The sequence below is a fragment of the Saccharopolyspora sp. NPDC003752 genome, assembly GCF_053605825.1.
On record NZ_JBSGJZ010000001.1, the window covers coordinates 257491 to 279101 of the forward strand.

A 21611-nucleotide genomic window follows, 5' to 3' on the forward strand; every position below is an offset into this window, starting at 1 on the left:
ACTAAAGGAGTCCATGGTGAAGACCATGTCCATACGCGGTCTGGGCGCCTCGCCGGATGACCCCGAGAAGGCAGCAGGGGAGGAGGCAGCACGGCAGCACCGGCTGCGCGCGTTGGGGATCACTGCGCAGCCCGATCGCGAATTCGACGAGATTGCGCAAGGGCTGGCGCGCGCGCTGGGCACGCCCCACGCGATGGTCAACGTGTTTCTGGACCAGACGCAGGTCTTCATTGGGCTGCATACGCCGTCGATGCAGCACAGCTTGGTCCTACACGACACTGCGCGCATGTCGCGGATCATGTCCCGGGACAAGGGGTTTTGCCCGCTCACAGTGCGGCGCCGCGTGCCGCTGGCCATCAAGAATGTCTTCGGGGTCCCGCTGTTCGCCAGCAACGACGTGGTGGACCGATTCCAGGTCCAGACGTATCTCGGCGCCCCGTTGATCGATCACACCGGAACCGCCTTGGGCACGACCTGCGTCGTCGGCAACGAACCGCGCGACTGGCAGCAAAGCCACGTCGAGCTCATCAAATCAACGGCTCGCGACGTGCTGGATCTGATGTACCAACGGCGGCAGCGCTGACAGGCGGAGCGGCCTGACACCCCTGGTCGACCGCCCATGAACCGTTTCGCAGAACCGTGTCGTCGAGGTGATCAACACGGCGCCGCCCACCGGGTGGCCGTCGCGAGAAGTGAGGACGCTGATGCAGGACGTTGACGTGATTGCCCAGATTGACGCGTATTTCTGCACTCCCCGACACCGCCAGCTCCGCGACGATGTCCGGCGGTTCGCCCAGACCGAAATCGCACCCCATGTCCCCGCGATGGAAACGGACCAGCAGATCCAGTACGAGCTGGCGCACCGGATCGCAGCGCAGGGATGGCTTGGTCCCACCATCAGCGGAGAGTACGGAGGGATGGGCGAAGGACACGTCGCCAAGACCATCATTGACGAGGAAGTGTCCACCGTCAGCGCCCCGATGGGCGCGATGGTGCAAGCCTCCCAGCTCGGCACCGCCAAAATCATCCACTACGGCACCCCGGAACAGCGGCGGCGTTGGCTGCCCGCGATCGCCCGCGGAGACGTTCTGCCCACGATCGCTGTTACCGAGCCCACAAGCGGTGGCCATGTGCTGGGCATGACTACCTCAGCCCGGCGGGATGGTGACGACTACATCCTCAACGGCCGCAAGGTTTACGTGGGCAACTCCCATGTCGGCACCCTGCACGGCGTGGTCGCGCGTACCGGCGCCGGCAAGAACCTCACCGCGTTCCTCGTGGAAGCCGACCGCCCTGGGCTGACCGTCGCAGGCCTCGAACCCACGCTCGGACTGCACGGGTTCTCCTTCGGCGAACTGATCTTCGACGACTGCCGCGTTCCCACAGCGAACCGGATTGGCAGAGAAGGCGACGGCTGGAAGGTCGCCTACAGCAGCAGCATCACCTACGGGCGCCCCAACCTGACGGCGGTCTCACTGGGGATCCACCGAGCACTCCTGAAGGACACCGTCGCCTACGTGAAGAAGCAGCACCGGTACGGGCGACGGCTGGCCGATCTGTCGATCATCAAGGACAAAATCGGCAAAATGCGGTCCCACCTCATGACGTCGGCCGCAAACGCGTACCTCGCCGTGTCCATGCTGGACCGAGGCCTGCCTTGCGACACCGAGCTGATCAATGCCAAATATAAAGGCGTGGAATTGCTGCTGGAGTCAGTCCGCATCGCGGTCGACGCACACGGAGCAGCCGCACTGCTACGCCGAAATCACATCGAACGGTACCTCCGCGATGCCTTTCACATGCTCACCCCCGCTGGGACCCCTGAGATTCAACTACTACGCCTGGCTGAGGCCGAACTCGGCACAATGGCAGGACAGTGGTCAGAACAACTGGCCGACCGTATCGCCACTACACCTTCAGCTACTTTCTGACCACGCGCATGCACAGGTGGCGCGCTGCCCTTGCTGACGTACATGATTCTGCACCCCCACAGATCGCGACACAGCTGGTCCACGGTTCGGGCGGTAGCTCATTGATTATCCCGATGACCTCAGCACGCAAGACGATCCTAAATAATAACATTGATGCGATCGGAGCCCGAAAAGCTGCGGCCAGAGCCTGTGCAGTAGCTGTGACCCTGTCGGCCATTGACGTCATTGGCATGATTGCAAGCTTGGTTGCTCCGCCGCTGATCGAGAGCGAACCAAAGATCTGCATCGGGATCATTGCGATACCAGCGGGAATCATATCGATACTCGCCTCGTGGACTTCTTACTTCGTGGTCGCAAAGCGAACCCCGAGATAGAGGCGGCGATCGAGATCCTCGAACGCGCGGCCGCGCGCATGGACAGCATCGGCGCCCGGGCCCTGGAGGGCTACGCCGACGTCCTGATGCAGTTGTCCGACGCGCGTGACGCAGTCGGCCAGCACACCGTCGCGGTCGAGGATCTGGAGATCGCGCTCTCCATCATGCGCCGCGCGGCATCGCCGGCGTACGTCACTGATGTCCTCGCCCGCTTGGGGCGAGCCGCGGCAGCACTGGGTCACACCAGCGACGCGCGAACCCACTACCGCGAGGCCCTTGAGCTTTTCCTCGCGGTCGGCGACCACGCCAACCCCGACCGCATATCCACCGCCCTGGACGCTCTGGACGCCCTCCAACCCCCTCGCAATCACCATCGAGAAAGGCCATACCTTCATGACCATCCGTCTGCTGTCCGTTGATGTCGGCAAAGTCGTCGCCGCCGGCCGCAGCCTCCGCGCCGATCTGCGCGCAGCCTCGGACCTGCCAGCGGAGACCGTCGCGCACTGCGTGCGCTCGCGATTGCACGCCGCCCCGGAGATCACCCGTGACGTGATCGCCGCGGTGGCAGGCGATCTCTGCCTGTCTCCTGAGACGGTGGATCGGATCGTGCACGGCCAGGGCGACCTGCGTGTCGACCCGGCCGCCGTCACCGCACTGCGCGCGCTGCGGCGTTGGCGCCCGGAGCTGAAAATCGTGCTCAACAGTAACGTCTGCTCTGCGAGCGCACATCAAACAGAAGTTGTTGCCGAACGCTTTAAGGCTGTCATCGACGGCTACTACCGCTCCTACCAGACGGGGTATGTCAAGGGCCTGCATTACCAGGCTTTCACCCAGATCGCCCGCGACTTCAGGGTCAATGTCGACGAGATCGTCCACCTCGACGACAAGCCCTCCGAGGTGGACGCGGCCCTCAAAGCCGGCTGCCGGGGCATGCTGGTTAACCCTCGCCACACCCGCTCGCTTGCGAACCCTCCGGCGGCCGATGACCGGTTCCGCTCGGCAGCAACCATCCGCGATGCCGAACCGCTCCTACGGAAGTGGATCACTAAGGAGGACGACAAAAACCCGACTCTTGCGGTTCGGGGCCAGATGCTTATCCGGGATCAGGACGAGCGGATTCTGACCGTCAGAGCCCGCGGGCAGAAGAAGTCCTTCCTGCCTGGTGGGCGGTGCCACGACTACTTTCCGGAGGACCCAGCCCGCACCGCGATGCGGGAGGTCAAGGAGGAGCTCGGGATCATCCTGCACGCCGCCGTCAAGGACGTGCGTAATGTCGCGTGGTCGCCCGGGGACTCCCGCCGCGACGGGAGGAACAAGATCGTGTACACGGTCGATGGCGGGTACGTCGACCAGGATGAGATCACGATCGTCCCCAAACGCGACGAGGTCGAGGAATACCAGTGGGTCACGCTTGCTGAAGCAGAACAGCTGCTGCACCCACGTGAGCACGAACGGGTCCTAGACGTCCTTGAGCACAAGCGGCTCATCACCTTTCAGCAGTGAGAACCAGGGTGATGAGTAGCTTCGAACAGCACGTCGCCTTCCGACGGTCGGCCGCCGCTGACAACCCTTCTGCAGCACATCGCGGTGCTGGCGCTGACGGTCCTGCTCGCAACGGGGTGTGCAGAGGCTCCTGGTCCCGCAGACGACCGCTTCACGGCCCTGCCTCGCGTCTGCGACCTGATCTCGCCGGAGACGGCACGCCAGGTCCGCGGCGAGCCGGTGCAGATCAAGACGCTGCGCGTCGGGACCACCGGCTACTGCCTCTGGACGTTTCGGGACATGGCCACGGAAGGACCGCATCCGCTCGAGCGGGTCGCGTCACTACACGTGAGCCTGCACCGCAGCGCCGGTAGCCGTCTCGACGGCATCGCGTCTCGCGCGTGAAGTCGCAGCGAGAGCCGGCGGCGTCTGAAAGGCGCCGTCCTGGTCTCCCCTGGACCCTGCGTCACGCAGGGGTACTGCCTGCCCGATGACGATATTGGCGGTCGATCGCGCCGCCATGAAAGGTAGTCCGTAGTGGACAGTGTCGTGATTTTTATGGTTGCTGACGACGGCAGCGTCAAGCCTGGGTGTCGAGGCTGCGCGATCGGGTGCACAACTGCGCTGATCATGTACGCGCTCGCGGCCATGATCGCCGTGTATCTCTCCACGCGTTAACACAGCGCGGTACGCCGCTGCCACGCCGTCCGCTGGGCCCACGCCATCAGCGTCGCGTCCCGAGTGAGGATCCCGGCGTGGTCTACGTCGAGACCCAGATCAAGGCAGTGTGGTTCGAAGAGAAAGCTGAGATCGACCAGCACACGCAGGTCATGAACCACCTGCGTGCTCCCGCACTCCACCCGGAAAAATCAAGCGTGCTGATCGCAGACAAGCAGAAGGAGGTGTGACGATGCAGTGCTTCACCGTCTGGCGAAAGTTCAGCCGGTCGGCTCGATACCGTGACCGAACGTGAATCGAGTGGAGGCGACGAGGATGATCGACGCGGTGACATCACTGAGCAGGTCCAGTGATCGATCAGGACGGTGACGTGACGACCGTGCCAATCGACGTGGCAGCAAGGGCTTGACGGCGAAGAGCCAGGGGTGACAGTGGCAGATATCGATTTCGAACGACTTTTTGATGAGGTTCCGCGACACACTGACGCATTGATGGCTGCCTGGGGTTCCGACGGCGAGTTCGATGGAGCCTCGTATGAGCAGGCGCTGGTTGCGATGGGTGCGGAGGGACAGACTGGTTTCGTGCTCCTGGCCTGGGCTAGGTTGATTTTCTGCGCCTACGCCTCCAGCGAGATGCCGTTCCAGGGGTTCCGCGAGGACGGCACGATCGCGGAGGACGTCCTCGATCACGGTGTGCGGTTGGTCGAGGTAGCGCGCAGCGCTGACCTGAAACAGATGCTGCAACAGATGCAGGACACCTCCGCCGAGCTCGGCGACATGCGAATTCAGCCCTTGATCTACGCGATGGCCTGGAACGTCCAGCACCTGCTGACGCTAGCGGGCGGCCGGGAAAACGAGGCCCGAATCCTCGCGCTGGTTGAGCCGTGTGCGCGAATGGTCGACGTCGACGCTGTGATCGCTGCCGAGCCGATCACTTTCGCCCTAGCCTGCCTGTCACAGGGCCACTTCGCCCCCGCTAGGCAAGCTTTGGGCGCGTTGGCAGATGCGACCCCGCTGCCGCTGGTCATGACCACGCTCATCGCGATCGCGAGCAGAATCATGACCAACCCCGGCCCGCAGCTGATCGTCGACGAACACGGGGTTCCACTCTCGGTAGCCGGCCGTGGCGATCCGGGTACATCTCACGAGAACCGGCTGCTCCGCATGGCCACCGAAGGGATCCGTGCGGTGCAGGCTGGCGACAACGGCCGGGTCCGAGAGCTCGCGAGCTACGTCGGCACGCATTCCATCGGCGAGCAGGCTCAGCTGGTCTGGCAGCTCGCCGTCTCGCTGGGCTACAAGCTCGCGTCCCTGGACCGACCCGCAACCGACGTGAAAGGCCACCGGTGACAACGACGAACGCAGTCCGATTCGGAACCTATAATCTGCTCAACTACGCCGAATCCGACACAGCGGAAGCCATCGCCCGCTACGAACGCGTCCACGACGTTATCCGCGGCGCCAGCGTGGATGTGCTGGCGGTACAGGAGATCATCGCCGACGATCCTGCCAACGAGGATGACGGGCCGGGCAAAGCAGGGCTGGCAGGTAAGCGCCTGGCGCAGCTAGCTGAGGCCACCGGTATGGAGTACCAGCATTCCCCCGGCAAGCCGGCAATCGCGGTGGGCAACCACCGCTTCCACGTCGCTTTGCTGTGGAAGCCGGGTATCTCCCCTGCGGGTGGCTTCCGGGCATTCTCCGGCACCAACGTGTGGCATTCACTGGTCGCGCTGAACCTAGATGTCGGCGCTGCACGGCCGATCCAGCACGCCTCCTTCCATGCCACACCATTCGGCCGCTACCGCCGATCCGACGAATTCGAGCGAGTACTGTCGATCATGACCCGCCCGGACAATCGTCCTCCAGGGCTGATCGGGGCTGACTGGAACTCCGTCAGTGCCGACAGAGTGTTTCGACCGGGATGGATATCCGAAGACGACGGCGAACCGGACCGCTGGGTGTACTACGACCACGACCCCTACACCGGTCGCGGCCCCGACGGTCGCCGCAAGGAGTGGCATCACGACCTGGTGTACCAGACGAAATGGGAATACACCGCGACCGGCGAGCTCCGCTGGTGGGCCGACCGCGAACCCGGCGAGGTCCTCTACGCGGGTGGTCTTGGTCTGCGTGATGTTGCGGCCGCGCTCGACGCACCATGGCAGGCCACGGGCGGTCACTGGCCCGAAGGAGACCCGTTCGGCGAACGGCGCATAGACGCAATCCGGGTGACCCAGGATGTGATTCCAGCATTGCGGGCGTACAAAATCGCCGGCACCGACCTGGCATTCGATGCCTCGGATCATCTGCCGGTACTGGTGGATTACGACCCGACCGCGATCGAGTTGGAGGCATGAGTTCGGGTGGTCTGAGCGGGGTTGTTTCACCAGCCACTGTACGGAGGGCGTGGCTCGAGTCCGGTTCCGCGGCATCGAGTGCTCGATCACATCAGAGGCACCGTTGTCGCTAACTGGCATGAGCCGCAAAGAACACTGGCGCCATTGAGATCACCCACGTGAACTTCCCGAGACACCAAAGAAATAAGGAAGGGATACATGGACTGCTTCTTCGAACGATTTCCGGGCGCAACCTGGAAAACCCAGCAGCGCTTACACGTCTACGCGCTGCCCAACCAGGCAGTTCGTGACGCCGTGACGGAATACCACGCTCTCCTCGGCGACGACCCTATCAGCCAATACGGGCTCGGCCTCCAACCGGCCGATTTCCTACATTTCACCGTCCAGATGCTGTACAAGCATCGCAGCGAGGTCACCAACACCGACCTGGACGAACTCGTCACCCATCTCACCAAGCAGCTACGCCAGTTCGATCCGTTCACCCTGCGGATCGGGCCTCCTCAGGCCGGCGTCCACGCCGTCGAGCTCTGGATCGCCCCTGACGCCGACAAGACCTGGGGCGAGCTCGTCGACCACACCCGCACGGCCGTGACCACCGTATTCGGCTCCGACGCCCTTCCACCGCTAGGCCCCAACGCAGTCCCCCACTCGTCCTTGGGCTACGGGATCCGTTCCGGTGACTCCGGCGCAATCACCAACGCTCTGAAGAATATCCGTCGGCCGCTGACCGAGATCACCATCGACCAGGTACACCTCCTCGCCGTCACGCAGCATCCCGATCGCGGCTGCTACACCTGGGAACCGATCGCGGCGATCCCATTCGGGCAGTAGCTCGCCCCGCCATACACCGACGCGAAGGTATGATCAGCCGTCGTTCGCCTGTATGAACGAGGCAGCGGCGGCTGATTCAGCCAGAGCAGGAAGACACCCGCCGGGGTCTTTTCTGGCACGCCGACACAACGTTCGGCGAAAATGGTTGGCTTAACCGCTCGAGCAGATCTCAGTACCGCGCGGCGCGGCCCACGCCAACCTAGCGGCAGGACCGGTGGGCTGGGTCGTTCCAACCACACCAAGGGGCACACGGATAGGGACTGATACAGAGCCGAAGCTCAATGAGGGCGACACCTAACGCGGATCCCAACGCTGCGCCGGTATGGCCGGTTTATGGGTCTGGCCATGGCGGCGTTGTACCGTGGCCGAATGTCCGACCCGAAGTTTCGCGATGTCGTTGGCTGGCTGGCGTCGACCTTGCAGCTGCGCCCCGCGATCCTGGCGGGGTTTCCTCTGGAGTACACGAGCCACGCTGGCATTCTCTTCGTGTCCTGGCGCGGAGGGCCTACCGCCGACATGGTCGCCGCCGAGCTGGTCAAGTCGGCAGACCCGGATCTACCCGTGACGGTGAAACCGGTTCGGTCATCGGCTGCGTCGCTACACCTCTCCGTCGGCGACATGACGGTGTGCTTGAGTCCCCACGATCCCACGCCAGATCGGCTCTGGGCGCCTCGCGTCGGACAGCATCCCAACGACCGTCCGTGGCCGTGGCCGTGGACGCTGCGCGACGGTGGAGCTGCTTACGACACCGTGCTGTGGACCACGGGCAACGTGGAATCCGGCGGTGATGAAGTCGCGGTGGTGGTGCGTGTTTCCCCGTCAGCTGCCACTGCCGCTCATTCGTCCTGGTCCGAGAGCGGATTTTGTGTCATCGATGCCGACTATGACGTCCCGGACCATGCATCCACAGAAACGAAGCGCCTCTGGCGGCAGCGAACGACGAACGCCCACATTCGGCTGCGCTATGCCGCCACAGGCTGGAGCGACGCGGAAGCCGACGAATGGCTCGCGGGCGACGGTCCTCATCAACGCCGTCCCATGATCAGCGCCGTGCTGCTCGACAAGCGATGCATCATCCGGGTCGACGCAGGGCTCCGGATCGTAGCCGCCGTCGCCGACGGAAGTCCGTGGGTGTCCGCGCCCTGGGATGTGCTCCCTTCCGCCCTCTACAGCGCACTGAGCACCCGGGTCGCTGATCACCTAAACCCGCCCGAATTCTTGAATGTCCGGCGATACGGAGACGCCTGGAGCCAGGTGCGGTTCCAGCTTTCAAGCCAGCTTGTCCCCCCGGGCGAACACTCCTACGGCCCACCAAGGGTTTTCGAGTAACCCCAGGGACACCAGAAGCAGCGACCGGCGGTTATGACCCGGCGAACCCGACTGACCCGCGGCCGCGGAAGATGTCCAAGGACAGCCACCGCTCGACGTTGGGGTTCTCACCCGGCACCAGCCACGCTGGAACGCCGCGAAGCAGGCCCCGCAACGCCATGTCCGACGTTCTGCCCGAGGCCGGATCGAAGTGATCGTGGCAGGTGATGATCGGCATCACGTCATCGCTCCCGCCCACGAGACAACCTGCCAGCAGCCTCCCCGAGCCGGATCACGATTCCCGCGCACCACCCCTTCAGCGCCACGGCTGGTGCAATAACCACCACTTCGAGAGCTGACCACTGGACGCACATTTGTTGTGGCGTGGCAGGTTCAGGAGCACCAGGCGCGACGCGGCCGTGGCATTCCGGCCCGGGTACGGGCTGGTCGGATCCATGACTCAACTTTGATTTGCACTGAAATAATCGTGACAATAGAATATCGCCCGTCTTCCGGCGTCCCAACTTCCCGTCGTGCTGGCTATCCGTGATCAACACGTTGCATGAGCCAGGGATGTAAGCCATCGAATCATGCTGCCGTCCACTTCGATGCTTGATCTTCGTCGCCGTCGTGAAGGAGTTCCAGAAGGCGCGGTCGACCCTCACCTGAATCGACCGCGCCTGGTTCTCAGGCACTCGCTGCCTGGAAATGTTGGTTCACCAGGTTCTCGACCTCGGAGCTGACGGGAGGCGCATCATCAGCGGCCGCCCAAGCATGGGCGTCGTGTTCAGTGAGCCGTACGGCACCGGCGTTGACGACGGTGACAGACCAGGTGTGCTGGCGAGATCGTTTTCCACTGCCAGAAACGTAGTCGAAAGCACCGAGGTAACCCGTGATCTCGGCGATCTGGAGACCAGTTTCCTCCTGAACCTCGCGATGCAAGCCGGCGATGAGGCCTTCACCGGGCTCGACTTTGCCCGAGGGCAGCTCCCAGGTACCACCACGCCAGTCATCATCTGGACGTTGCAGGAACAGGACCTCTCCACCACGATCGATGACAGCACCGACGACTTGTTGCTGGATTCCGTCAGCATCGTCTCGTTCCGAGAGGGCGTTGATGTCAGGCAGGGTCATGTCGGCCGGTCCTCCATGAGGTAGTGGTAGTTGGTGATCACTTTCTCGAATGCGCGGATGTAGTCGTCGGCCAGGTGGTCATCGGCGTGCGGCACTGGGAGCTTGAGGGTGTTGCGATGCAGTCTCTCGGCGCGGGGGAACTGACCGGGCCCGTAGCGTGGCCACCCTTCAGGCAAGATCGGAAACAGCTCGTTGGGCGCATCGAAAATCGGGTGCTCGTTGAGGGGGCGCGTCGAGCCGGGCTGGTCGACTTCAACGCAACCTTCAGCGTGAAGCGCGGCGACCACCGCGCTGGCCGGCAGACCATCCAGTTCGTCCGGCCGAAAGACCAGAGCGAGTGAGTACCAGGACGGTTCGGTTTCGAGTGGGATATCCGGGACAGTAATGCCGGGCAGATCGCGGAGGGCGGCGATGATCCGGGTCGCGATCTTGCGCCGACCGGCCAGCCGCTGGTCGAGGTCCTCGAGCTGGTTGAGTGCTAGGGCGGCGGCCAGTGGGTGGATGCGGAGCTTGAGACCCATTCCGGTCACGGCGAATCGCCGAAGCGGGTGGTCAAGCGGGATTTCAGTGCGGCACCGCTTGTTGTATTGGCCGTGCAGCAGAACGCGGTAGTAGGTCTCGTCGTCGTCGGTGAGGACGAAACCACCTTCGCCCGCGGAGAGGGGTTTGGGACCGTTCATACTGAAGGCCGCGACAACGCCGTAGGCCCCGACCTTGCGCCCGTGAACGGTGGCGCCGTGTGCGTGGGAGCCGTCTTCGACCAAAGCAAGACCGTACCTGTCGGTGATCTCCTGGAGCTTGTCGATCTGGGCCGGCACGCCCCACATGTGCGTCACTGCGATGGCTTTGGTGTGTGGCGTGATGGCCGCTTCGATCTGTGCCGGGTCGATGTTGCCGAGCTCATCGCAGTCCACGAGCACTGGCTTGAGACGAAGGTGAAAGAGCGGGCTACATGTGGCGTGGAAGGTGTAAGCCGGGACGATCACCTCGTGACCATCGACAGCTCCGAGCGCGGCGAAGGATGAGTGCAGCGCTGCGGTCCCGGAACTGGTCAAGATAGCGTGGCGAACACCGAAGTACGCGGCAAGCCGCTCTTCCAGCTCTGCGATGACTCCGGAGCGGTCCGGAATCGAGACCGCTGTGTTGAGCTGGGCCACAACGGATTCTGCAGTCCTGCTGTCGATGGGTGGCCAGGGCACATGCGGGCCTGGACGGGTGACGGCTGGTGTTCCTCCGTGGATGGCCAGTGGGCTGTTCATGCGATCAGCTCCTTCGGGTTGACGAACCCTCGCGACGTCGCGGAGGCGTAGCAGGCTTCGATGAATGCGGCGTGGGCGAGGTGGTTTGCCGGGCCGGAGGTGTTGAAGCGCTCGCCGCGGAGGATGCGGCAAAAGTGATCAACCTGCGCTCGTGCGGCGGAAGGCCACGACTGCTCGCGGGCCAGTGACTCCACGACGTCGCCGTCCGGGGAAAGGCGGCGGACGCGACCGCGTTCGAGGACAACCGCGCCGCGTGTGCCGATCGCGCGGATGGTTTCGGTTTTCGGTGCTACGCACCGGGACAGCAGCGCATGGCCGAATAGCCCGGATTCGAAGCCGAATGCAATGGAGGCTGTGTCTTCGGCGTCGTAGTGCTGCTCGGGCCGGGCGGATGCCGAGTACTGGGCGAGGACCCTGTCGGGCATGCCGAAGTACCACAGCAGCATGTCGACCAGGTGGTATCCCATATCGATGATGCAGCCGCCGCCAGCCAGGCGCGATTGCCCGCGCCATCCAGAGGACGGGTCCACGCTCATGGTGTAGGCGGCATCGATCAGAAACGGTCGGCCGATCTGGTCGAAGAGCTGGAGAAAGCTCGTGTAGACCGGGTTGAACCGTCGCTGCAGCGTCACCATCAGCTCGATGCCGCCCTCTTCGCACACCGCGGCCAGTTCGCGTGCTTCACCGAGAGTCGGCGCGAAGGGCTTCTCCTTGAGCACGTGGACTCGGCGAGCCGCGGCGGCTCGGATGACCTCTCCGCCAGCGTGGTGCGGCACGGCGACCACAACGAAGTCCAGTGACTCCGCAGCCAGCATGTCGTTGACGTCCCCGTAGCCTGGTACGCCGTACTCGTCGACAACCTGGTCGACGCTGGTTTGATCAACATCGCACACCGCGACAAGCCCGGCCAGATCGCTAGCAGCGACAGCAGGCAAGTGGTCCTCCTGGGCTTGCTTGCCGAGCCCGACAACGCCGACACGAAGCCGCCTGCCAGCGTCGATTGCACGTGCGGCTCGCGCCTCCGGAATGGCCATTGTGGAGGATTGGTAGGACTCGGTGGGTTGGTCCTGATGAGCCAACCTGGGCATCACTCACCTCCATGACGTTGGTACAAAGAACTGCCATGACCAGACCGTGCAGCCAGGGTGTTCGCGTACCCTGAGTTCCGACTCACGGCGCATTCACGCACACGCACACCTCTCGCATGTTGGGACTTCTGGATGGCCAGGCACGAAGAAGCAGAGGCCGCGGCTGCACCCTGCGACGACGTTTTCGTTGCTGAATTTCGCCACTGGCGCGACGTACGCGGCTTGTCCCTATCCGCACTGGCTCGGCAGATGGGATACAGCCGCTCATACGTGTCGAAGGTTGAAAGCGGTAGCGAACACGCCTCACGCGAGTTCGCCCGCGCGGCCGAAGGCGCGCTCAACGCCGGCGGCGCTCTTACGAGGGCATGGCGAGAGCAGCACAGCAGGCAGACAGCCACGCCTCGCATAAAGGGCGGGTCTGTAGCATCCCCGCTCGCCTCCGACACTGCGGGCGAACTGGTCGTGGAGCACGACCACGCAGAGCTCTACTACGACCAGGGCGTCTACCGCGCGACGATGCGCCGGCGCTTGGTCAACAACGGCCAGCAGCCCATCACGCGCTACCTGGTTCGGATCTCGGTCGACCGGTTCCCCGGAGCCCCGGAACGCTCAAACCAGCTTTATCGTGACGATCCACTGACCTGGGACGAAATCGACCTCAAGGCGTGGCACGGCGACGACCGCGCCGAGCCCATGCGGTGGAGCGTCCAACACGATCGCGATGCCTTCAAAGAAGTCTGGTTGCAGTTCGCCAACGACACCGGCCATTTTCCGCTGTATCCCGGGGAAAGCACCTGGATCGAATACACCTACACCGTCAACGACATCAAGTGGGGCAACTGGTTCCGGCGCGCTGTGCGCCTCCCTACTCAGCGGTTGTCGGTCATGCTCAACTTCCCGGCAGAGCTCGATCCCGCGGTCTGGGGCCTGCACACCTCCATGACAGCGGAATCCATGCCGTTTCAGACGGCGATCGACACGCGGCACGACGGCGACCGCATGATCTACTCATGGTCTACAGAGGACCCGCCATTGCACGCCCGGTACCGGCTTGAATGGCACTTCCGCATCGATGTCCACGCCACACAGCCGCCGCCGCAGCCGAAGCCCAGCGAAACGATGGCAGCCCTGGGCATAGTGCAGGACAAAGACCCGATGCTGCGCCGACCCGCCCGCCCGTTCACGCTGCCTGACGAAGCCGAGGACGCAAGGCGCGTAGTCTCAGAGCTGCACTCAGCGACGCAGCGGGTCGCCAAAGCGCACACGTTCAGCAAAGGCATGGGCATCGCCGCACCCCAGATAGGCATCGAACGGGCCGCAGCCCTCGTCCGACCGCCTGGTAGCGATGACGCCATCACACTGCTCAATCCCCGGATTATCGAAACCAGCGATGACCGCGATCACCAGTACGAAGGCTGCCTAAGCTTCTTCGACGTCCGCTGCCTTGTCCCCCGCCCCCTCCAGATTCACGTCGAGCACCAAGACATCACAGGCGAACGGCGCATCACGATCTTCGAACGCGGCATCGCGCGCCTGGTAGCCCACGAAGTCGACCACCTCCACGGCGTCCTCTGCCGCGACCACCTCGAACCCGGAACCCAACCCATCACCATCGAGCAATACCGAGGTACCGGAACAAGCTGGCATTACCAAACTCCTGGCACCGGAAACTGATCCCGCCGCTTCAGGCAATTCGATCGACACGGGGATCGTGGTATCCCTTCTCCGGTACAAGTCGAGCCGGCGGCCAAGCTTGGCTTCGCTCCAGGTGCGCGAGAAGTTCGCACGCTAGGCATCGGATATCCGGCGTGCGCCAGAGACGCCTGGGCTCACGATCGATTGCCGCTCGGCGATCGCGTGCGCATACACCTCCCCAGATCCCCCAACTCACACCTTCGTCCACCTCGTGACAAAGGGCGATCATGAGGCATTCAGTGCGGACCGGGCAGCCAGCGCAAGCTTCGACCGCCTGGCGGCGCTGATGGGCGAGCCCGTCGGCACCGCGGGCGGGCTCAGGGAACCATGCGTCCTGGGCGGTGGACGTGGTGCAGCGCCCATAGCTGCGGACTCTCCATTCTTGTTCGCGAAACACAAGCGACCCCCGAAATAGTGACCATCGAGAACGAGCTGGCTCCCGTGGGACGGCAGTTCGGTGACGAGGCGAGCGGCGCTCGGCTTCGTGTGAACCACCGGTGCGTGAGTACGGGATCCGGGCAACCTCAGTCAGACGCCGACCCGGGTTGTCCGCTATTGAGGACTTGGAAGGTCGAAAGTACGCCGCCCCAGCCAGTGGGTCAACTCGAATGGTCTAAGGGCTTGCGCTTGTCCACTAAAGGGGACACCCTTGTAGGCCTGGAAGGGAGGTGTCCGATGCCGGAGGCCGAGTCGGGCAAGACGTTCGGGGAACAGCTGGAGCTGTTGTTCGACGCTGTCCGGCGTGAGGACGGCTCGGTGTACTCGAAACGCGAGGTCGCTGCCGCTGTCGGGTTGTCGAAGACCCACTTGTACAACCTGATCAACGGTGAGCGCGAGCCCAGTCACGCCACGGTCAAGGCATTGGCGGAGTTCTTCGGAGTGCAGCTGGACTACTTCTCAGACACTGAGCGTGGACGAGAGCTGGCCCAGCAGTACTCGCTGCTAGCGAAGTTCGGCGAAGGTAAGCTGCGCGCTCTCGCGCGAGGCGCGGAGAAGTTGTCGCCCGAGCAGTTAACCAGCGTGATCGAGTACATCGAGTTCCAGGCGAGCAGAGACCACCCTTCTCGGTGACAAGACGTTCTTGTCGCTGTCAGACCCAGCACCACGTAGGGACACTGGATCTCCGCGCTGCGCAGCAGCTGGCGTCGCTGCAGGTTCTTCGCACACCGCGACGAGCGACCACCCAGCAGCTTCGCTCGGTGGTAGTGCAGCCGATGCCTCCACCGTTGCGCACGGACGGAGGAAGCGCCCGGCGGCGATATGAGGTGATGCGCTGTGGAAGACCCTCAGGGCAAGGGCACAACAGCACGTAGATCTCGGCGTCGGCTGTTTGATCTGCGTACGCGCCGCGCTGGGGGTGAGGCCCGGCTTCGGCGCGCGCTTCGCAAGGAACTCGACGAGCTTGGCATCGTGGGCCCGACCGACATGGCTGAGGTCTGCCGACGTCTAGGAGCTCGCCGGGGAAAGCCGCTCAAGTTGTCGCCCTACCCGTTGGACGTACCCGGGCCGTTCGGCTTGTGGATCGCAACCCCCGTGGTCGACTTCATCCTCTACCAGCAGGAAACGACGAACGCCCACCAGCAGCACATCATCGCCCACGAACTTGGGCATATCATCAGCGGTCATTCCTCGGACGACGGTGACGAGGCCGGTTGGTACGAGTCCTTCCCCGACATCCCTCCGGACCACGTCCGCCGTGCGCTGCGACGTACGCACTACGAGACCGACCAGGAACGTGAAGCCGAAACCGTGGCGACCTTGCTGCTGGAACGCGCCGCAGTGCTCGAGCAGGTCTCTCTTCCTCCTCGAACGCCTCGAGCGCGGCGTGCTCAACAGGCGCTAGGCGAGCAACAGGACTGGCTGTGAGCCTGACGAAACTGGCCATCATCGTCGCCCTCGCGTGGTTCAGCTATCGGCTAGCCCGCTCGCCACGGGACCTCGCACTGCGCGCTGTGGTCGCATGCTTGTTCTGCCGCTTGTTCGCCGCGCCTTCGACCATTGCCGCTCTTCGCGAGCTCACAGGTGGTGCCCTGACGCCCAGTCTCGGCAAGCTGGTCATGAACATCGCGCTGAACGCCTCATGGTTCTTCCTGCTGCTCTTCTTCCTCTTCGCCGCTGCAGGAGGCACTGCTCGCGCGCGGCGGGAAACAACTCTGATGCTCGGCGCCTCGGCCTGCATGGCCTTAGCCGTTCTTGTCACTCCTGACGCAGACAACGCGTTCCCGACGCGCGGTGCGTTGCCGGTGACCTTCCAAGCACCGAGCGTTGCAGTCTTCTATCTCGTAGGCACGACCTACGTCGCCTACGCGACCGGATCAGCCGCAATGTGGGCGTGGCGCTACGCCGCTGAGTCCGGTCGCCGCACACGGGTTGGCCTTCAGCTCGCGGCCGTCGCCCTGGCTGGTGAAGCAGGCATCGCGGTGATCCGTGCCGGCATCGTCGTCGTCCGCTGGACAGGCGGCAACGTGCCGCCACCGTTCGCAAGTGCTGTCGACAGCCTGGTTCCCGTGGAGCTGCTGATCTTCGTGGTTGGCGTCTGTTGGGCTGGATTGGCAACCCGCATTTCGGCGTTCCGCGTCTGGGCCCGCCACCGGCGCATCTACCACCAGCTGTATCCGTTGTGGGCAAGGCTGCATGAAGTCTTCCCTGAAGACGCACTCGAGCGCAGCCCCAGGAGCCTGTGGCTCGATCGGCTTTCACCACGGCGCATACATCGCCGCTTCTGGCGCCGGCTGATCGAGATTCGTGACGGTCTGGTCCAGCTTGGCCCGCACCTTGCAGACTCCGGCTTCGATACCGATCGGCCCGCGCATCAACAAGTCGGCGTCTTCAAGGAGGCATTGCGTCGCCAGCGCGAGGGGGCACGCCCCAGCGGCCGGTCTGCGGTACTCATCGCTGCTCCCGACGGCCCCGACCTCGGTGCCGACATCGAGCAGCTCGTCGCCCTCGCCCAAGCACTGTCCAAGCAGACCATGCCCACATGACCCCCTTGACCAGAGAGACGGCACGATGAGACTTCTGATCACGGCTGAGCGCGTCTTGCTTGGTCCAGCCGGCCATCAGGTCGACGATGGCGCCATCCTGATCGACGAGAACACGATTCTCGCCGTCGGCCCTCGCCCCGAAGTCGAGGCACAAGCTGGCGGCGACGTTCGCCGGTGTGACTACCCGAACCACACCATCGTGCCAGGTTTGATCAACTGTCACGTGCACCTGGCGCTCGACGCTGGTCCTGCTCCCTTGGAGCAATACCTCGTCACCGAGGACCCCGATCTCTTGCTCGGCATGGCAGGTCGTGCGCAACAAGCTGCTCGGAATGGGGTCACGACCATCCGAGACCTCGGAGACCGCGGGGGCCTTGTCTTCCGTTTGCGGGATGCGATCGCTCGCGGCGAGCTAAGCGGGCCCCGCATCCTGGCGTCCGGTGCGCCACTGACCATTCCTCGTGGTCACTGCCATTTCTTCGGCGGTGAGGTCTCCGGCGAACACGAGATCCGCCAGCATGTCCGGGACATGGCCGACCGTGGGGCAGACCTCATCAAGGTCATGGCAAGCGGCGGCCACATCACCCCGGAATCGCCCCCGATGTGGGCGACTCAGTTCTCCGCGGCTGAGCTTCGGACCATCGTTGAAGAATCATCCAATGCGGGCCTGCCCGTCGCGGCACACGCCCACGGTTCAGATGCGATCGCTGCCGCGGTCGATGCGGGCGTCTCGACCATCGAGCACTGCACGTGGCTTCGAAGCGGAGGCGGCGGATACGACCAACGTGACGAGGTGGCCAAGCGCATGGCCAGCCAAGGCGTCTACGCCTGTATCGCATGGCCGCCGGACTGGCGGGGATTCATGGAACGCCTCGGAGCGGAACGCGCCGAGCAGATCGTCGAGCGGTTCCTATGGATGGACGAGCTGGGCATCCGCCTTGTGCCCGGCACCGATGCTGGCCTGCGAGGCTCAGGATTCGGCGACTACGTCGACGCCCTCGAACTGTATGCCCACATTGGATTCTCGAACGCCCAGATCATCGAGATGGCCACGGTAACAAGTGCTCAAGCTCTAGGAATAGGAGCGAGCGTGGGGCAGCTACAGCCCGGATACTCCGCAGACCTGACCGTGGTCGACGGCGACCCCCTCGTCTCTCTCGAACACCTCCGACACCCCCAGCTCGTGCTCGCCCGCGGACACGAGTTCCACTCCCCCATCCCCACCTGATCAGCTTCCAGCCGCCACAGACTCCGCCGACGGCGCTTCTGTTCTGACGTGCACATACCTTCGTTGCCACGTGTCAATCCTGTAGTGGGTGGACGTAGGTATCCTTCAGGCGCGTTTCGGCATTGCACGGTGTCTCGACGGGCTGGGTGGGGCGGTATGGCTGATCGTTCGATGGACGAGCTCATCCGTTTCTTGGAAGTGATGGCCCAGTTCGGCCGGAGGGCTTCCCAACGACATGTACAGCAATTCCGGTTCCTCACCATCGCCGAGCTGCTACTCGCTGAGGGACGCTTGTGGCACACGACCGTCGAACCCGAGCAGTTCGGTGTCACCCGCGGGCCAGAACGGGAGTGCTACGCCAATGCCATCCACGCCGCCGAAAGCAATCACGACCTCGTCTACGTCGAGGGCTTTGGTCTGCCGGCGGTGATGCCGCTGGGCACCGAGCACGCCTGGTGCGTCCCACGAAGCGACGATGGCGTTATCGACATGACATGGCCCGCCAACGACGGGCGCGCCTATATCGGCCTGCCCTTCACCGATGAGTTCCGCCGCAAGCTCCAGCACGAGACCGACCGCCTCCCCATCCTCTTACCGCATACCGAGGCTGGACGATCACTACTTCAGGACGGGCCGCCAGCCGACGCGATCATCGACATAGGCCGGCCCATCGCCGAGGTCTACGACGCTCGCTGCTGACACCTCCACATGTTCCGGAAGGTGCCGGTATGCTCGTTCGGGCGATCACGCGAGAGCCAGCCGAACGGGCGCGGAGTTGAGTATGGAGCCGGAGTTCCCGTGCCCTACCTGCGGGAAAACGCTGGCGTGGGACGAGATCGACCCTGACCTTGGCTTGGCGTGCGTGAATCCGCAGTGCGCGGCGCTGGGACTTACGCTGCCCGTCTCCCGAGTTCACGCCCATCAGGTGCGACGCGGTCGTGATGTCCCGGCGCCCGGTGCGGGCTGGCCACGCCCACGCCTCCCCGGGCATGGCGTCGACGGCGACATCGAACCGTTGCCGCATCCCTACGTGGCACCGGTCAGCCATGGGCGGGTCTGGCACAGGCTCGTCGACAGCGACCGAGTCCGGGAAATCCAGGAATCATGGGCATGCCAGGTATGCGGGCTGGCGCTAGACGAGGCCGCGTGGGTGTTCTGCAGCGAAACCGGCGAGGTTCTCACCGACGCCGCACTACACCGTCGGTGCCTCGTCTTGGCCCGCACCATGTGCCCACACTTGGCTGCCACTGGTTACCGAGAACTCGAGGTGCGACGCGGCGACCTTCTCGTCGACGACCACCATCCCAGCTCACGTGCCGCATGGACGGTCACGGCAGTGCCGAAGACCGCAACGCCTGGGTATGAACGTGTGGGACGAGCCTCGTCAGATGGCCGAGGCTCGTCCCAGGACTGAGAACCTCCAGCCCTCGTAGACCTTTCCGGGTTTCACGTGCCGGCTGTGACGTGGTGCTTCTGCCCTGCTTTCCTACGAGGAGGGTGGGGTCAGGCCGAGGCAGGCAGCGACGCTGCCGTGCACCCAGCCGGTGACTCCGTTGGTGTCGTCGGTCAGGTTGACCCACTCAGGAGTCGTGGGAGCCCCGCCGACGAACTGGTGCACACGGTAGGCGTGGGCCTTGTAGTAGACGCCGTCGACGGGCGACTTCAGATCCGCGGCACGATGAATGCGGGCACCATCCTGAATGGACAACGCTGTGCCGGGCGGGCAGGCACCTTCCGCGTGAGCTGTGCCGGTGAGTCCCAGCATCAGGATTCCCGCAGTCGCTGCCAGGTTCACCGCAGCGCTATACGTCTTTCGCATCGAACAGTCCTTTCCTAATCAGACCTGCGATCGGGAAATTTCGGCAATACAGAGGAGAAACGTCGCTGACAGGGATGCCTTGAAGGCGGATCCCAGCGGAAGGATTCCGCTGGAGCCGAGGGATTCAGCGGTGCGTCACAGCACGTGCAGGTGCGGGAATCCTTGGCGCGGCTCTTCCAAGTGCGGCAGCCCGCATGACCCGGCGATACAGTCGTCGCCGGGGGCGGCTTCGGCTGCGAGTGCTGTTCCGGCAGTAGACAGCGCGGCCACGGCTACGGCGATAAAAGCGGCTCGCACCCTGTTCGTGGCCGCCTTGTGACGACGCTGGTTTTCTTGGTTCATTTCGTTCTCCCTCTCTCATTTTTGGGCGCAGTTCTCCCCGGGCGAGAATTCGCCCTGGGCAGGTATGTGTTGGACGACCGGCGGTCGCTAGTTGGTGATGCGGAGGATGGCCGCGGACCAGGTCATGCCGACGCCGATGCCCAGCAAGGCGATGTGATCCCCGGCGGCGACGAGGCGTCGGATGAGGAGGTGGTGCAGGCCGACGATGTGGTCGCAGGCGCCCATGTGGCCGTAGCGGCGAGCAAGGAAGGCGCTGCTGCGTTCTTCGGGGATCCCGAGCGGCGCGAGGCAGTGCCGGTGAGTCAGCGGGGCGCCGTAGTGCGGGCAGAGCAGGAAGCGGATGTCGTCGAGTTCGATTTCGGCGTCATACAGCGCTTGCTTGACGACGGTGCTGACGGCGGCGGCGTTGAGGGTCTCGAGGCTGCCGGGGCCGCCGTGGGTGGCCAGCCAGTGGGCTTTTCGCTGGCGAAGCTGGATCGGTGGCCTGTAGGTATTTCCGTCGTACCAGCCGGTGTTTCCGCGGTGGAGACCTTCCAGCTGCGGTTGCGCGCAGGAGGCGGTGGAGATCAGCTCGGCCACGGCATCGTCCCGGGAGTCGCGTTGGAGTAGGACCGCGGCTCCGGCGTCGCCGTAGGTGATGCCAGGATCGGTTTGCCACCGGTCGAACAGCGGCGCATGGAAGGTGTCGCCGGCGGTGAGCAGCGCCGACCGGCCGGGCTGGCCTTTGATGACGTTGGTAGCCAATTCGAGACCGGCGACCATGCTGTTGGACATGCCGTTGACCGCCAGGGTCATGGTGGTGTTGAGCCCGAGCTGGTCGGCGACGAAGCAGTGGGGCGACCAGAAGTCGATGCCCGGGTCGTGGATCGTGGAGTGCAGATGTAGGTCCAGGCGGCGGTGGAAGCCACGGAGGGCTTGGCGTCCTGCGCGTATAGCGAGCTCCGGCCCGGTGCACTCTGGTGCGACAGCGAGAGAATCCTGGTGGTTCCGCTGCGCCTGCTGCGCGCTGTAGCGGCCGGCGCGGATGGCGTCGGCGGTGGGCATGAGGTCGCCGGTGACTGCTCCGATGCCGTTGATCGTGATCCCGTGGTGCCGCATACCC

At 64.1% G+C, this 21611-nt stretch carries 22 protein-coding genes; 16 read left to right on the forward strand and 6 right to left on the reverse strand.

Annotated features, from left to right (window positions below; all coding sequences use genetic code 11):
• Window positions 1–13 precede the first annotated feature (13 nt).
• The 10 genes from ACWEV3_RS01230 to ACWEV3_RS01275 all read left to right on the forward strand — a co-directional run bounded on the left by ACWEV3_RS01230 (window position 14) and on the right by ACWEV3_RS01275 (window position 8981).
• Complete coding sequence (locus ACWEV3_RS01230; RefSeq protein ID WP_452611950.1) at window positions 14–583, forward strand: GAF domain-containing protein; 570 nt, start codon at window positions 14–16, stop codon at window positions 581–583.
• 121 nt (window positions 584–704) lie between these two features.
• Complete coding sequence (locus ACWEV3_RS01235) at window positions 705–1931, forward strand: acyl-CoA dehydrogenase family protein (RefSeq protein WP_452611951.1); 1227 nt, start codon at window positions 705–707, stop codon at window positions 1929–1931.
• 331 nt (window positions 1932–2262) lie between these two features.
• On the forward strand, window positions 2263–2724 hold the full coding sequence (locus ACWEV3_RS01240) for a hypothetical protein (RefSeq protein WP_452611952.1): 462 nt from the start codon (window positions 2263–2265) through the stop codon (window positions 2722–2724).
• The gene (locus ACWEV3_RS01245; protein ID WP_452611953.1) at window positions 2699–3808 is read left to right on the forward strand and encodes an NUDIX domain-containing protein; all 1110 of its coding nucleotides are present in this window, start codon (window positions 2699–2701) and stop codon (window positions 3806–3808) included. The genes ACWEV3_RS01240 and ACWEV3_RS01245 overlap by 26 nt, the downstream gene beginning before the upstream one ends.
• An 84-nt stretch (window positions 3809–3892) precedes the next feature.
• Entirely contained in the window at window positions 3893–4192 is a 300-nt protein-coding gene (locus ACWEV3_RS01250) for a hypothetical protein (protein ID WP_452611954.1), read from the forward strand.
• A 206-nt stretch (window positions 4193–4398) separates the two neighbouring features.
• Window positions 4399–4695 (forward strand): Scr1 family TA system antitoxin-like transcriptional regulator, encoded by a 297-nt coding sequence (locus ACWEV3_RS01255; RefSeq protein ID WP_452612232.1) that lies wholly within the window; start codon window positions 4399–4401, stop codon window positions 4693–4695.
• A gap of 201 nt (window positions 4696–4896) precedes the next feature.
• Window positions 4897–5814, forward strand: a complete 918-nt coding sequence (locus ACWEV3_RS01260) for a hypothetical protein (RefSeq protein WP_452611955.1) — start codon at window positions 4897–4899, stop codon at window positions 5812–5814.
• Window positions 5811–6821 (forward strand): endonuclease/exonuclease/phosphatase family protein, encoded by a 1011-nt coding sequence (locus ACWEV3_RS01265; protein WP_452611956.1) that lies wholly within the window; start codon window positions 5811–5813, stop codon window positions 6819–6821. The genes ACWEV3_RS01260 and ACWEV3_RS01265 overlap by 4 nt, the downstream gene beginning before the upstream one ends.
• 198 nt (window positions 6822–7019) lie before the next feature.
• On the forward strand, window positions 7020–7652 hold the full coding sequence (locus ACWEV3_RS01270; RefSeq protein WP_452611957.1) for a 2'-5' RNA ligase family protein: 633 nt from the start codon (window positions 7020–7022) through the stop codon (window positions 7650–7652).
• A 369-nt stretch (window positions 7653–8021) separates the two neighbouring features.
• On the forward strand, window positions 8022–8981 hold the full coding sequence (locus tag ACWEV3_RS01275; RefSeq protein ID WP_452611958.1) for a hypothetical protein: 960 nt from the start codon (window positions 8022–8024) through the stop codon (window positions 8979–8981).
• 666 nt (window positions 8982–9647) lie between these two features.
• On the opposite strand, the gene ACWEV3_RS01280 is transcribed toward ACWEV3_RS01275, so the two are convergent.
• From ACWEV3_RS01280 to ACWEV3_RS01290, 3 genes are read right to left on the reverse strand one after another with little or no spacing between them, the layout of a single operon-like run.
• Window positions 9648–10094, reverse strand: coding sequence for an NUDIX domain-containing protein (locus ACWEV3_RS01280; RefSeq protein WP_452611959.1), 447 nt, complete (start codon window positions 10092–10094; stop codon window positions 9648–9650).
• On the reverse strand, window positions 10091–11353 hold the full coding sequence (locus ACWEV3_RS01285; RefSeq protein WP_452611960.1) for a DegT/DnrJ/EryC1/StrS family aminotransferase: 1263 nt from the start codon (window positions 11351–11353) through the stop codon (window positions 10091–10093). Before ACWEV3_RS01285 ends, ACWEV3_RS01280 begins: the two co-directional genes overlap by 4 nt.
• A complete protein-coding gene (locus ACWEV3_RS01290) occupies window positions 11350–12441 on the reverse strand; it encodes a Gfo/Idh/MocA family protein (protein ID WP_452611961.1) in 1092 nt (363 codons plus the stop codon). The genes ACWEV3_RS01285 and ACWEV3_RS01290 overlap by 4 nt, the downstream gene beginning before the upstream one ends.
• A gap of 132 nt (window positions 12442–12573) precedes the next feature.
• Between ACWEV3_RS01290 and ACWEV3_RS01295 the strand changes: the two genes are divergently transcribed.
• Complete coding sequence (locus ACWEV3_RS01295; RefSeq protein WP_452611962.1) at window positions 12574–14115, forward strand: peptide deformylase; 1542 nt, start codon at window positions 12574–12576, stop codon at window positions 14113–14115.
• 10 nt (window positions 14116–14125) lie between these two features.
• On the opposite strand, the gene ACWEV3_RS01300 is transcribed toward ACWEV3_RS01295, so the two are convergent.
• Window positions 14126–14533 carry a WhiB family transcriptional regulator gene (locus ACWEV3_RS01300; protein ID WP_452611963.1) on the reverse strand — a complete coding sequence of 136 codons (408 nt, stop codon included), beginning with the start codon at window positions 14531–14533 and terminating at the stop codon, window positions 14126–14128.
• 278 nt (window positions 14534–14811) lie between these two features.
• On the opposite strand from ACWEV3_RS01300, the gene ACWEV3_RS01305 reads away from it, so the two are divergent.
• From ACWEV3_RS01305 to ACWEV3_RS01325, 5 genes are all read left to right on the forward strand, one after another.
• The gene (locus ACWEV3_RS01305) at window positions 14812–15207 is read left to right on the forward strand and encodes a helix-turn-helix domain-containing protein (protein WP_452611964.1); all 396 of its coding nucleotides are present in this window, start codon (window positions 14812–14814) and stop codon (window positions 15205–15207) included.
• A gap of 462 nt (window positions 15208–15669) precedes the next feature.
• The gene (locus ACWEV3_RS01310) at window positions 15670–16002 is read left to right on the forward strand and encodes a hypothetical protein (RefSeq protein ID WP_452611965.1); all 333 of its coding nucleotides are present in this window, start codon (window positions 15670–15672) and stop codon (window positions 16000–16002) included.
• Window positions 15999–17120 (forward strand): MAB_1171c family putative transporter, encoded by a 1122-nt coding sequence (locus tag ACWEV3_RS01315; protein ID WP_452611966.1) that lies wholly within the window; start codon window positions 15999–16001, stop codon window positions 17118–17120. The genes ACWEV3_RS01310 and ACWEV3_RS01315 overlap by 4 nt, the downstream gene beginning before the upstream one ends.
• A 25-nt stretch (window positions 17121–17145) precedes the next feature.
• Window positions 17146–18348, forward strand: coding sequence for an amidohydrolase family protein (locus ACWEV3_RS01320; RefSeq protein WP_452611967.1), 1203 nt, complete (start codon window positions 17146–17148; stop codon window positions 18346–18348).
• A gap of 171 nt (window positions 18349–18519) precedes the next feature.
• Window positions 18520–19047, forward strand: coding sequence for a hypothetical protein (locus tag ACWEV3_RS01325; protein WP_452611968.1), 528 nt, complete (start codon window positions 18520–18522; stop codon window positions 19045–19047).
• A gap of 787 nt (window positions 19048–19834) precedes the next feature.
• Here ACWEV3_RS01325 and ACWEV3_RS01330 read toward each other — a convergent pair.
• Window positions 19835–20167 carry a hypothetical protein gene (locus ACWEV3_RS01330; protein ID WP_452611969.1) on the reverse strand — a complete coding sequence of 111 codons (333 nt, stop codon included), beginning with the start codon at window positions 20165–20167 and terminating at the stop codon, window positions 19835–19837.
• A 429-nt stretch (window positions 20168–20596) separates the two neighbouring features.
• Window positions 20597–21607, reverse strand: a complete 1011-nt coding sequence (locus ACWEV3_RS01335; protein WP_452611970.1) for a ketoacyl-ACP synthase III family protein — start codon at window positions 21605–21607, stop codon at window positions 20597–20599.
• Window positions 21608–21611: the final 4 nt, after the last annotated feature.